This is a genomic window from Pseudomonas moorei, assembly GCF_042846945.1.
In the GTDB taxonomy this organism is placed as follows: Bacteria; Pseudomonadota; Gammaproteobacteria; order Pseudomonadales; family Pseudomonadaceae; genus Aquipseudomonas; species Aquipseudomonas moorei.
This window is the reverse complement of the sequence record NZ_AP035776.1, coordinates 3,886,280-3,898,978: the sequence shown is the minus strand read 5'-3', so window position 1 is coordinate 3,898,978 and position 12,699 is coordinate 3,886,280. Positions and strand designations below refer to the sequence as shown.

10 protein-coding genes are annotated in these 12,699 nt (G+C 57.0%); 7 read left to right on the top strand and 3 right to left on the bottom strand.

Annotated features, from left to right (window positions below):
• Nucleotides 1-83: 83 nt before the first annotated feature.
• Nucleotides 84-839 carry an SDR family NAD(P)-dependent oxidoreductase gene (locus tag ACGJAX_RS18450; RefSeq protein ID WP_390955641.1) on the bottom strand — a complete coding sequence of 252 codons (756 nt, stop codon included), beginning with the start codon at nt 837-839 and terminating at the stop codon, nt 84-86.
• Between the two features lie 313 nt (nt 840-1,152).
• Between ACGJAX_RS18450 and ACGJAX_RS18445 the strand changes: the two genes are divergently transcribed.
• Nucleotides 1,153-2,040, top strand: coding sequence for a LysR substrate-binding domain-containing protein (locus tag ACGJAX_RS18445; protein WP_390959917.1), 888 nt, complete (start codon nt 1,153-1,155; stop codon nt 2,038-2,040).
• 2 nt (nt 2,041-2,042) lie between these two features.
• Here ACGJAX_RS18445 and ACGJAX_RS18440 read toward each other — a convergent pair whose 3' ends face one another.
• Complete coding sequence (locus tag ACGJAX_RS18440) at nt 2,043-3,263, bottom strand: MFS transporter (protein ID WP_390955640.1); 1,221 nt, start codon at nt 3,261-3,263, stop codon at nt 2,043-2,045.
• Between the two features lie 224 nt (nt 3,264-3,487).
• On the opposite strand from ACGJAX_RS18440, the gene ACGJAX_RS18435 reads away from it, so the two are divergent.
• Nucleotides 3,488-4,591, top strand: coding sequence for a Gfo/Idh/MocA family oxidoreductase (locus ACGJAX_RS18435; protein ID WP_390955639.1), 1,104 nt, complete (start codon nt 3,488-3,490; stop codon nt 4,589-4,591).
• Nucleotides 4,592-4,728: 137 nt separating this feature from the next.
• Here the strand turns inward: ACGJAX_RS18435 and ACGJAX_RS18430 are convergent, their stop codons facing one another.
• Nucleotides 4,729-5,133 carry a nuclear transport factor 2 family protein gene (locus tag ACGJAX_RS18430; protein WP_390955638.1) on the bottom strand — a complete coding sequence of 135 codons (405 nt, stop codon included), beginning with the start codon at nt 5,131-5,133 and terminating at the stop codon, nt 4,729-4,731.
• A gap of 346 nt (nt 5,134-5,479) precedes the next feature.
• On the opposite strand from ACGJAX_RS18430, the gene tnpB reads away from it, so the two are divergent.
• From tnpB to ACGJAX_RS18405, 5 genes are all read left to right on the top strand, one after another.
• Nucleotides 5,480-5,839 (top strand): IS66 family insertion sequence element accessory protein TnpB, encoded by a 360-nt coding sequence (gene tnpB, locus ACGJAX_RS18425; RefSeq protein WP_390955637.1) that lies wholly within the window; start codon nt 5,480-5,482, stop codon nt 5,837-5,839.
• A 16-nt stretch (nt 5,840-5,855) separates the two neighbouring features.
• Nucleotides 5,856-7,400, top strand: coding sequence for an IS66 family transposase (gene tnpC / locus ACGJAX_RS18420; protein WP_390955636.1), 1,545 nt, complete (start codon nt 5,856-5,858; stop codon nt 7,398-7,400).
• A gap of 1,802 nt (nt 7,401-9,202) precedes the next feature.
• Nucleotides 9,203-9,862 (top strand): carbonic anhydrase, encoded by a 660-nt coding sequence (locus tag ACGJAX_RS18415; protein ID WP_090327402.1) that lies wholly within the window; start codon nt 9,203-9,205, stop codon nt 9,860-9,862.
• Between the two features lie 575 nt (nt 9,863-10,437).
• On the top strand, nt 10,438-10,791 hold the full coding sequence (locus tag ACGJAX_RS18410) for a hypothetical protein (RefSeq protein ID WP_247256818.1): 354 nt from the start codon (nt 10,438-10,440) through the stop codon (nt 10,789-10,791).
• 219 nt (nt 10,792-11,010) lie between these two features.
• Nucleotides 11,011-12,690: a SulP family inorganic anion transporter gene (locus ACGJAX_RS18405; RefSeq protein WP_390955635.1), complete on the top strand. Its 1,680-nt coding sequence runs from the start codon at nt 11,011-11,013 to the stop codon at nt 12,688-12,690.
• Nucleotides 12,691-12,699 lie beyond the last annotated feature (9 nt).

Here is a 12,699-nt window from a genome sequence, read left to right as displayed (position 1 = left end):
TGGCTGTAATGCTGGCGATCATGGAGATCGAACTGTCGATGTTCGGATAACGGCGCCCGCACTCATGCAAGCGCCGCAGGTCCTCACTGGGCGTAGAGTTCCAACACCTGCGTGTTGAACTCAGTGACAAAGGCGTGTTCATCCGCCCCGGCATTAGCGCGCATTGGCTTGGCCCGCTCGACCAGAACTTCCACCGCGTCCGTGCCCAGCACCGCTATCGTCTCGGCAATAAACTCATCTAATGGCATCGCCAGTTCGACTTCGGAGCTATTCATCAACTCGGTACGTACCCATGGCGGCGCGATTTCCAGCACCTTGACCGAGGTATCGCGCAGCATGAAGCGCTGAGACAGTGCATAAGAATGCAGCGCCGCCTTGGTGGCGCTGTACACCGCCGTCAGCGCCATGGGCACGAAACCGAGCACTGAGGAGGTGTATGCCACATAGGCGTCATCGGCTTTTTTGAGGTGCTCGATCAGCGCCGAAGTCATTCGAATGGGGCCCATCAGATTGGTGGTAACGGTCGACACCAGCAATTCGTCATCCACTTGGCCGGCCGCAGTGTCCGGCAACATGATCCCGGCGTTATTGATCAGCACATTGAGCTGCGGGAATTCGTTGATCAACTGTTTCGCGACCGCGGTAATACTGGCTGGATCGGTAATATCCAGTTCGACCGCGTGCATGCCCGGGTTGGCCGCAACGACGGCTTCCAGATGGCCCTTGCGCCGACCTGAGATAATCACGTGGTTTCCCAGTTTGTGCAGTGCTTCGGCCAGCCCACGGCCGATACCAGAGCCGCCGCCGGTAATGAAGATGGTGTTTTGAGTGAGTTTCATGGGTGAGTCCTCTGAGATTGCGCAAATGCAAAGCGTGAATGATTGAGAAAAAGGGCGGGTTGCCCGTGCTGTGAATTCAGGGTCTATGCTAGGCACGAACAAAAAAGCACATGGGTCGAAATACCGACGTTTCAGGCCATTCGCTGGCTGCACGATTGGCAAACTCAAATGCAGAGCGTGCAGCCAGACTGGGCCGTCACTTCAGGTTCATGAAAGTTACCGGCCCCCATGAATAGCCGGTGTCCCTTCCCAATTCCCCCGCCCGCCTCTACTCTGCATTGACCTTCCCTGCGCACCGAGCACACCTCAAATGATGGACAGCCTCAGCGGCATTACTGCCTTCATTCATGTGGCCGAAACCCGCAGCTTTACCGAAGCCGGTCGACTGTTGGAAATCTCCTCATCCGCAGTGGGCAAGAGCGTGGCGCGGATGGAAGAACGCCTGGGTGTGCGGCTGTTCCATCGCAGCACCCGCAGCGTCACCCTGACCACCGAAGGCGAGCTGTTCCTGGACCGCTGCAAGCGTATCCTCAGCGAAGTGGAAGCGGCAGAAATGGAATTGCTGGAACTGTCCGCCACCCCGCGCGGCAAGGTGCGCATCAGCGTGCCGATCCAGAACGTATTGATCATGCCGGTACTGGCCGGATTCATGCGTGCCTACCCGGACATCGAGCTGGACGTGGACATGTCCGACCGCATGGTGGACGTGATCGAGGAAGGATTCGACGCGGTGATCCGCACGGGCGCGCCGCAGGATTCGCGGCTGATGGCGCGCAAGCTGGGGGGTTATCAATTGCAGTTGGTGGCATCGCCAGCGTATCTGGAGCGCCATGGCGATCCGACACACCCGGACGATTTGATCCGCCACGTGTGCCTGCTGCACAAGTTTCCGGCCACCGGGATGATCGAGCGTTGGCCGCTGCGCGTCGACGATACGCACATCGAGCCGAACCTGACGCGGGCGTTGACCTGCACCACGATGGACCCGCTGACGTACCTGGCGATCGATGGGGTGGGGATTGCCTGCCTGCCGGATTTTTCAATCCGTCAGCCGTTGGCCGACGGCAGGCTGAAAGTGGTGCTGGAGGACTACACCGACCACACCGGCAACCTGTGGATGCTCTGGCCTGCGTCGAAGCAGACGGCACCGAGGTTGCGAGTGTTGATCGACTACTTCAAGGACAACATTCTCAAAGCCTGAACTCAGCGTTGCAGCGCCTCGGCAATCGGCGCTTTGCCGAGACCGAAACTGAGCATCACCGCCAAACCGAGCACACCGATGGCGGCGCCCAGCCACAACGCCGAAGACACGCCGGCGTGATCAACCATCAAGCCGCCAAACAGTGAACCCGAAGCAATCGCCACCTGAAACGTGGTCACCAACATGGCGGAACTGGCTTCCGGCAATTGCGGCGACGTCAGTTGCATCCAACTGCTCACGCCCAGCGGAATTGCGCCGTAGGCAACACCCCACACCAGCACCGCCAACGTCACGCCCCAACCCTGCAACCCGGGCAAGGCCAATTGCGCGATCACCATCAGCAACACCACGGCGCCCAGTGACGCACGCAGGTGCGTGGTGATGCTCCCGGCCATGGCGAAGTTCGCCAGCATGCCGACCAAGCCAAAGCCCAACAGAATCGCAGTGATCGCACTCGGCGAGAAACCCGCGTCATGCCCAAGGAACGGCGCAATGTAGGTGTACGCCGTGAAATGCGCCGCCACCACCGTGCCCAGCAACAACATGCTGCGCCGGGCATTGCTGCGGGACAGAAACGCCAACAGCGCACGCGCCTGCAAGCCCTCGCGGGAAGGCAGCGAGGGTAGCGTCAGCCATTGAGCAACCAGCGCCAGCAACGCCAATCCAGCGGTCACGGCAAACGATATCCGCCACGAAAACAGCGTGCTGACAAACGTACCAAACGGCACACCGAACACCGTCGCCAAGGTAATCCCGGCAAATATCAGTGCCGTCGCTTTCGCCGCTTTTGACTCGCTGACCAACCGCCCGGCAGCCGCAATCGCCACCGCCCAGAAACCACCCAGCGCCACCCCCAACAAGCCGCGCCCCAACAACATGATCGGCAATGACGGTGCCACCGCCGAAACGACGTTGGACGCCACCAGCAACAAGGTCAACAGCAGCAACAGGTGTTGCCGATTCATGCGCCCCGCGCCCAGCATGATCGCCGGCGCCGACACGGCCGCTACCATGCCCGGCACGGTCACCATCAACCCGGCCACACCATCGGTGATGCCCAGGCTATTGGCAATTTGCGGCAGGACGCCGACCGGCAGGTATTCGGTGGTGACAAAGGCAAAAGCGCCCAGGGCCACCGCGTACACCGACAGCCAGTCGCGCCAGGAGGACGGCTGCGCTGGCGCGAGCGCAGCGGTGGCCGGTGATGCAGACAGATCGTTCATGGCAAAGCTCCACAATAATGAGTGGCGCCATACTAGGTATCCGAGCCCTGCGGAAAAATGGTGCGCGGCTCCGATCACTGCGGATCAATCGTTCCGTAATTGAACCGGCGCACAGGCCATTAGCGCCTTTCCTGTCCGCAGTGTTCGGCCCTTTGGCCGGTTTTTCCGCGGGGCTGCGCTCCCTAGACTTCACCTCGTCAGCCAAACCCTACGAGGACATTCCCATGACAACTGCACACTCCCCTATTCGCGTCGGCATCATCGGCGTCGGTAACTGGGCTCGCCACGGCCACCTGCGCGTGCTCACTCTGCTGCCGCAATATCACCTGCAAGCGGTTTACAGCGAACGCCGCGAACGCGCCGAATCCGCGGCCAGTGAATACGCCATCAGCCAGGTCGCCGACTCGGTCGACGCGTTGGTCAACAACCCTGAAGTCGACTTGGTCGTGGTGCTCAACACCGCCCCGCAACACGAAAAAACCGTGCGCGCCGCCATCGCTGCCGGCAAAGACGTTTACTGCGAATGGCCGCTGACCACCACCACTGCAGACTCCGAACAGTTGCTGCACCTGGCCAAGGACGCCGGCGTGCGCCACATCGTCGGCTTGCAACGCCGCCACGCGCCAAACAACCGCTACCTGCAAGACCTGATGCAACAAGGCTACGTCGGCAAGGTGCGCTCCGTGCGGATGCACGTCAGCATGAATTACTTCCAGGCCCTGCGCCCCAATGCCCTGCGCTGGACTGCCCCCGAGGAAAACTTCTCCAGCGTCATCGCCATCTATGCCGGACACTTCCTCGACATGCTTTTCACTGCTATTGGCTGGCCAGTAAGCGTCTCGGGGTTGATGGTCAACCAGTTCCCGAAAGTGACGATCAAGGAAACCGGCGAAGTGCTCGACAGCACCGCCCCCGACCAACTCGTGCTCAGCGGCATGCTCGAAGACGGCGGCGTCATTTCGATCCACATCGAAGGCGGCAAACGCAACGGCTCGGGTGTGCAGATCGACATCACCGGCGACCGGGGTGACCTGAAAATCACCAACCGTTCGGCGTTTGGCGATGTCGGCGACGACTATGTCGTCGAGGGCGCGCATGGCGATAACCTGACGCTGGAAGTGTTGCCCGTGCCTGAGAATTATCAGCGCCTGCCGGCCTCGTCATTGCCGTCAGCCGTGCTTGAACTGGCAGAGCTCTATCACGTGTATGCACAGGATGTTGCCGAAGGCACCCATGCGGCGACGACGTTCAACGATGCATTGCGCCTGCATCAGTTGCTGGATGCGACAAAGAGCGGGACTCAAACTCCCCTGAAATGGATCGTGTGACGACTCATGCTTGTGAAATCCCTCGATATTGAACTATCGAGTATGAAACCTCGTTGGCGCAGCCGGGGCAGACACATACCCGCCCCGAAGCGCCATTTAATCTCAGGGGCCATTGTTGGATCGTCGCAGCCCCCCTTTTACTCAATTGAATCCGGGAAACGTACGCCGAACATCGGTAAGCCGCTGGCAGAACTGACTGTGGTGGCCTCGTCCTGGAGCACGTCCCAGTGTTCGACCAGAATGCCATTTTCGAGACGCACGATGTCTACTGCGATGAGCGCAGTCGGACTACCGTTTCCAGAGAAACGGCCATGAACCATCACTTTGTCATCCTCTGCCATTATTACGCTGGGTTCATAAGTCAGTGTATTGGGCAGACTTTTGATCAAGTCAAATAAACCCTGCCGTCCTGGAGGGATAAGCGCACTGTGCTGAATATAGTCCGCAGACCAATACTCCTCGGCTGCATCGTAGTCACGTTGATTGAATAAAGCATCGAAAGCTTTAAGTACGATAGATTTGTTTCTTACTTCAATATTCATAGTTGCTCCTGATCGTATGTTGAGACTTGGGGAAATAGAACGCAGACCATTCGAGTCCTAATGGGCAGTTACAACGACAGGGTTGGTCTCTCGAGCGCTTTCAAATTCCGACAAGTCCGGTTGTGAAAGGGCGAACAAAGGACAACGCATCAGAGTTCCGCGCGCTGTAGGCAATACATCCTAACCCTGAGGTTTTAAGCGTATAAGCCGAAAAACCGACATTTCATGCCAAACCGTTCACCCTGACCGAGGACTTTCCATGGTATCCGCTCCATGAACCCCACATTCCAAGCGGATAGCTGACAGCTGATGCTGTGCTCCCGATTTCCATCAGGAGCCCGTCACCATGATGCGTCCCAATTCCAGCGTTGAAAAAGTGTACCTCTACCCAAAGCCGGTAGATTTTCGAAAATCCATCGATGGCCTGGCAGCGCTGGTCGAACTGGATATCAAGGTCGCGGTGTTCGACCCCGTGCTCTTTGTTTTTCTGAATCGCTACCGTAACCGCGTCAAAGTGTTGTACTGGGAGCGCAACGGCTTCTGCCTTTGGCTCAAGCGCCTGGAGTCCGAGCGTTTCAAAACTTCACCCGATGAGGTGGACGAGGCTATCGTGCTGACCGTCCAAGAACTGAACTGGCTACTGGATGGATTTGATCTCTGGCGCAACCGTCCGCATAAGGTTTTAACTCCAAGATTCGTCGCCTGACGGGTATAATCCGGGCATGAATTTGATGCCCGAAGACCTCCCTGATGACCCTGTTCTGCTCAAGCAAATGTTGCTTGAGGCGCTCAGTCGTCAGCAGGTAACTGCTGAGGCATACCAAACTCATATCTTCGATTTGAAAGAACAGATCAAACTGCTGCGCGACCGTTTGTTCGGTCGCAAATCCGAGCAGACCGTTGAACCCAATACCCCTCAACTGGCGTTGTTCAACGAGCCCGAAAGCGAGCCGATGTCTTCAATCGGCGACGCTGACGAAGAAGTTGTTGCTCCGACTTCGCGTCGTGGCAAGCGCAAGCCCCTGTCTGCTGATCTGCCGCGCATCGAAGTCATCCACGAACTTCCCGAGCACGAACTGACGTGTGCCTGTGGTTGCCGCAAGCATGTCGTCAGCGAAGAAACTAGCGAGCAGCTGGATATCGTGCCGATGCAAATCCGCGTGATCAAACACATCCGCAAAGTCTACGGGTGTCGTGGTTGTGAAGCGGCGCCGGTCACTGCTGACAAACCGGCTCAGTTAATCGAAAAGAGCATGGCCAGTCCGAGTGTCTTGGCGATGTTGTTGACCACTAAATACGTCGACGGCCTGCCGCTACACCGTTTCGAAACCGTGCTTGCCCGGCATGGTGTGGACATCCCTCGCCAAACCTTGGCGCGGTGGGTCATCCAGTGCGGCGAGCATTTGCAGCCGTTATTGAATCTAATGCGAGATCGGCTGCTGGAAAGTCGGGTCATCCACTGTGATGAAACTCGCGTCCAGGTACTTAAAGAACCGGATCGAGACCCAACCAGCCAATCCTGGATGTGGGTGCAAGCCAGCGGGTCGCCGGATCGCAAAGTTGTGTTGTTCGACTACACCTCCAGCCGTGCGCAGGAGGTTCCGTTGCGTCTGCTGGAAAGTTATCGCGGCTATGTGATGACCGATGATTACGCGGGCTATAACGCCTTGGCGTTGCAACCGGGGGTTGAACGGCTGACCTGCATGGCCCATGCGCGCCGCAAGTTTGTCGAGGCTCAGAAAGTGCAGCCGAAGGGCAAGACAGGACGTGCCGATATCGCCCTAACAATGATCAACAAGCTGTATGGCCTCGAGCGTGAGCTCAAGGACAGCGATGATGAACAGCGTTTAATCGGCCGTCAGCAAAAGAGCGTACCGATCCTGGCTCAGTTGAAAAGCTGGCTGGAGAAAACGCAGCCCCAAGTCACGCCACAAAGTGTGCTGGGTAAGGCTGTTAACTATCTTGCCAGCAACTGGAGCCGGCTGGAGCGGTACGTGGAAGCCGGTTTTTTACCGATCGACAACAATACGGCCGAAAGAGCGATAAAACCGTTTGTTATCGGTCGCAAGGCGTGGCTGTTCAGCGACACGCCCAAAGGCGCCACCGCCAGTGCTCAGATCTACAGCCTGGTGGAGACCGCCAAAGTCAACGGCCAAGAGCCTTATACGTGGCTGCGCCACGTACTGGAGCAGTTACCACATGCGCAGTCGGTGGCGGATTATGAAGCGCTGCTGCCGTGGAACTGCTCGCCAGAGATACGACGTTAAGCCTGAACCCTACCATGGGGTGTATGGATCGTATCGTAGGCTAGGACCTTTCGACGTCCTTCGATGTACCGCCAAGTTCTCCAGGCACGTGATGAATCAGGTGGAGGATGCCGCCTCTCGTGATGGCAGACACACGAAACTGTTCCGCAAAGTTCTCGGACAGCTCAGCTATCTTCGGAAGGAGCCGAGCAGGCTTCCCTCCGGCAACACCCTTCTTGGCAGTTTGGGTGCTTTGGGTGCGCTCTCTGCCCCGACCTGCACCGTCACCACTCCATATAAACCCGAGAACGCCCCGCACCACACTCACCCAACCCTTATAAGCACTCAACAAGCCCTGATCCGCACCTAAAAACGCCGCTTATTTCTCGACGACTTTCAACTGAAAGCACCGTAGACGCACCTACGCCACACCCTCTCAACCCGGATGCCCACCCTAACGCCCCGACACAAACCAGATCAGCACTCATATCGCACCGAGGGCGATATTGCCGTGGCGCACATGGACCCAATTCAGGTTCATTCACGCCTGCACCGGTCAAACCAGCATGGGGCTCCAGTTTCCTGGTCACGAAATGGGGGCCAAGCCAAAGCTAAAACATGGCCAATATAATTATGCGGAGCTTGATAAGACGCACAGCCGATTGGGATTTCAGAAACAAGGCCCGCGCGATGCCGGTATTGATCACTCGTGCAATATCGCGAGAACAAGTCGAGAGCATTTCGGCGCATAAATCCGCCCGCCTCACCCGATGGCGTGGCAAACCGATGGAGGGAGGCTGAAAACACACTCGAATCAGTGCCAAATTGGGGGGACGGAAACCAGTTAAAACACCGTCTAATGTAATTATACGAACTGACCTACGTGTCCCTCTGTTTTCCTGCTCTCCAGGGTGCAAGACGGGATGCCCGGACGAATACAAATTTTGGCAATTTTGTGCCACAAGTAGAGAAGTCGGGAGCATAGCTTCGGGCATCAGATGGCGGCTTGGAATGCGGGGTTCATGGAGCGGATACCATGGAGCGCTTACGAATATTTCGCCGCACTTGCTTTCACCGATCAAAAACGTACAAGCGGGGACAGTGGTGGATATCAAGCCACAAAAAATGAAGTAGCTGCGCCGCGAATGGCCTCCGCGCCAGCATGATTTGATTCCTCCCCGCCTTAGACGCCACCTGTTTGGATAGGTGGGGTTTATGGATCAGTTACTTTCCATGCGTAAGTCGTCGTTGTTAAGCATGAGGAGCAACCGCAGATCTGAGTCCACGGCGGGCGCTAAGCCGCCTTTCATAATTTACGAGTATTGGTTAAAGGCTTCCTCGTGATCCTGCGCGTGTACGAAACGACAAACGCATTTTTCAATAAAGCCTGAAATCTCGATGATTTGCAGAAACAATAACGGGGGAGATCACACTTCGACATTTCCGCGTTCATAGCCGGCTATCGGACGATCTTTGCTGCCAGCCAAGGGTCGATTTTTCAGGACTTCGCGACAAGCAGGAAATCGGCCATAAGCAGCCATTCGCGAAGGGCCACAATGGGCCGTTTTCAGCCGGTCACAACAGTCACCTACCGGCCAGATGCGGTCATAGGGTGTTTATAAATACCGCGGCAATTCACCACCTTTCCGGCCAGTGAAAGATAAATGGCAGCTGCCAAGGTGCTTCGCACATCCTCCGCGTGAGTCTTGGCTCGGAGTCCACCGTTGATCGAGTGCAGCAAATTGCGCTTGAGGTCTGCGATACTAATGGCCACGGTGGCACGAGTACGTGCCTTCATTCGGCACTTGGGTTTGGAGATTTCCATGCGTGACATTATTGACGGCTTTCTGCGTTTTCAGCGCGATGTCTATCCGCAACGCGTCGAGCTTTTTAAACAGCTCGCGACGACACAAAATCCGAAAGCGTTATTCGTCACCTGCTCGGACAGTCGTGTTGTGCCTGAGCTCCTTACGCAGCGCGAACCGGGTGAGCTGTTCGTGATTCGCAACGCCGGTAACATCGTGCCGTCGTATGGTCCCGAACCGGGCGGCGTATCGGCTACCGTCGAATATGCGGTCGCAGTGCTCGGCGTACAGGACATCGTGATCTGTGGCCACTCGGACTGCGGAGCGATGGGCGCGATTTCACGCTGCACGTGTCTGGACCATCTTCCGGCTGTCGCTAACTGGCTACGTCACTCGGACGCCGCGAAGGCGATTAACGCGGCGCATCAGTTCGACTCGCCTCGCGCGAAGCTCGATGGCCTCGTGCGCGAAAACGTCATCGCGCAACTGGCGAATCTGCGTACCCACCCATCGGTGGCACTCGCGCTTGAGCAGGGTCGAATGAATCTGCACGGCTGGGTCTACGACATTGAGGCAGGTTGCATCGATGCGCTTGATGGCGCGACACGACAATTCGTTTCACTTGCTGATTCCCCGACCACCGTGGCGGTTGCTGCGCGCAACGACAGACAGATGTAATGGCGAAAGGCATGTCAGGGAGGTCGCATTACTCCCTGAACATTTCCCCCCCCCGCTAAAGCCAGTGAAGTTGCATTGTCTATCGACCAGGTCCGAGGAGTACGCACTTCGATTTTTGGGCGGTGTTTTTAAACCGCCTGGCCCCAAAGCGGTCGGTCACGAATGCAGCAACGGCAAAACTCGCATCGTCGCATCTGTCCAGCGTCAGCAGGATTCGGTCATCGATGACATAAATGGATGTGTATATGGAAAGCATGCCGACTGGAAATTGAACGCGTTGCGTATCAAGAGTTTTTAATTCTTTGGGAACGCATCGATGCGTTTATTGGGAATGTTTGATTTTACTCAAGTCTATGGCACGAATTCGGCACAGACTCCGATGCATGACGATGCCATCCTGCACAACGATCCTCCCAAACAAGTTGACCCAGTTAGCTGAGGAGCACCGGATTAACCGGGTGCTTTTTCATATGTTGGTAGCAGCGATTGGGGAACTCATGTTTGCTGGCTTTGAATATGCGCAGGATGCTTGAACCTACCACTCTGAAGTCACAGCCTGGAGGAGAGGAAAAATCATGCGGATTTCAATAGGGTGTGTGGTGTTGATGCTGTTGGCGGGGTGTATGGCGCCGACAGTGAATGAGGTGCGTAACGAAGGTCCGCGCAAGGTTCTGTATTCAAAAAAGACCGATGAAGTCCTCGCAAAATGCGTCGAGTCCAAATGGCAAAGCCAAAAGGAAATCGGAGGAGAGCCGGGAGCGTCGCAGCAACCAGGCAAGGATAGGGGCTACACGGTGTTCACCGCTCACTCGGCGTACTTTGTCGATATTCAGCCAGAGGCATCAGGTTCGGTCGCCAAGTACTACGCCCTGGTGGACAACAACTGGTTTTACGAAAAACACCTGAACGCGTTACAGAGCTGTCTGTAATTTTTAGCAGTATCGAAGCTCACTTCGGCGTGAAGTTTTTTGTTTCCGCAAAAGGCGTTTCCGAGGAGAGAGAACGTGAAGGTTCACCAAGAGCATGAGCTGATCAAAGGTCCGCGTTGCACCGGCCTTTCAAACAAGCTTGCGAGTCAGTCCCGCCTCAGCGCGAATGCCAAGCGTCTTTGGGCGTTCTAGGCAACAGAACTCATCAGGAGCGGCCGTGTGAAACTGCATCCGAATGCCTCAAACACAGCTCGCTCTGACACGGCGTCACTTCGCCTCAACGTCGTATCAGGTCTCACGGCCGCGGCTGTCGTACTGCCCAAGGCAATGGCCTACGCGACTGTCGCCGGCTTGCCTGTTGCCGTCGGTCTGTATACGGCCCTCGTCCCGATGTTGATTTACGCATTCCTGGGCTCGTCGCGGGTGCTCAGCGTCAGCTCCACCGCCACGCTGGGGATTCTGGCTGGTGCACAGATCGGCCTGGCGGTCCCCGATGGGGACCCCGGGAAACTGATCACGGCCACGGCAACACTGACCGCACTGGTGGGCGCCATGCTGCTGTTGGCGCGGCTGATACGCCTGGGATTTCTCGCGAACTTCATTTCCTCCCCGGTGTTGAGCGGCTTCAAAGCAGGTGTCGGCCTTGTGATCGTCCTGGATCAGGTACCGAAACTCCTCGGCATCCACATTGCCAAACAAGGTTTTTTTCTCGATCTCCTCAACATTGTGCATCACGTGCCCGGGAGCTCTCTGATCACGCTCGTGGTTACTGCAGCGGCGTTCCTGATCCTCATTGCAATGGGACGCCTGTGGTCACATTCGCCAGCACCGCTTGTTGTGGTGGCAGGGAGTATCGCCGCCTCATGGTACTTCGGCCTGCAGGCTCTCGGCGTTTCGACAGTCGGCTTGATTCCCCAAGGGTTACCCCCATTCACGCTGCCCGATCTCACATTGGTTGAACAAATGGCACCGGGTGCGCTCGGGATCGCGCTGATGAGCTTTACCGAAACGATTGCGGCAGGTCGTGCCTTTGTCCGGCCAGGCGACCCCCCGATCAATGCGAACCGCGAGTTGATCGCTACCGGACTGGGTAACCTCGGGGGCGCACTGCTGGGCGCGATGCCCGCTGGGGGAGGTACTTCGCAGACGGCGGTTGTACGCGCCACGGGAGGACAGTCTCAACTGGTCTCGATTGTCACTGCCGGCATGGCTTTCGCCACGATGCTGCTGCTTTCCGGAATTCTCGGGTATCTGCCTCACGCCACATTGGCGGCTATCGTCATCTACTACTCGGTCGGGCTGATTCAACCACGAGAATTCCTGGCTATTCGCAAGGTGCGCCCGATGGAGTTCCACTGGGCGCTCGTCGCCACGTTGGGTGTGCTGTTGTTTGGCACGCTGCAGGGCATCACGGTGGCAATCGTCGTATCACTGGTCAGTTTGGCCTATCAGACTGCGCGTCCGCATGTGTACGTCCTTGGTCGCAAACGTGGCACCGACGTGCTGCGGCCGTTATCGGATGAACACCCCGATGACGAGACTTTCCCGGGGCTGCTGATCGTGCGACCGGAGGGACGTCTGTTTTTTCTTAACGCGGACTATGTGAGGGAGCAGGTCATCGCGCTGGAGGCGCAGTATCATCCACATGTGGTTGTCTGGGACATGAGCGCCGTTCCCGACATCGAATACTCGGCACTGCAGGCACTGATTGAAGGCGAAAAAAACCTGGGCGAACTCGGTGCCAGTCTCTGGCTGGCGGGATTGAACCCTGGCGTACTTGAAATGGTACGACGTGCCGGGCTCGACGAAAAACTTGGAGGTGAGCGTATGTTGTTCACCGCCCATGCAGCGATCGAGCGCTATCAAGCTAATGAGCCAACCCTGATCAGGGCCACATAGTAGTCACGC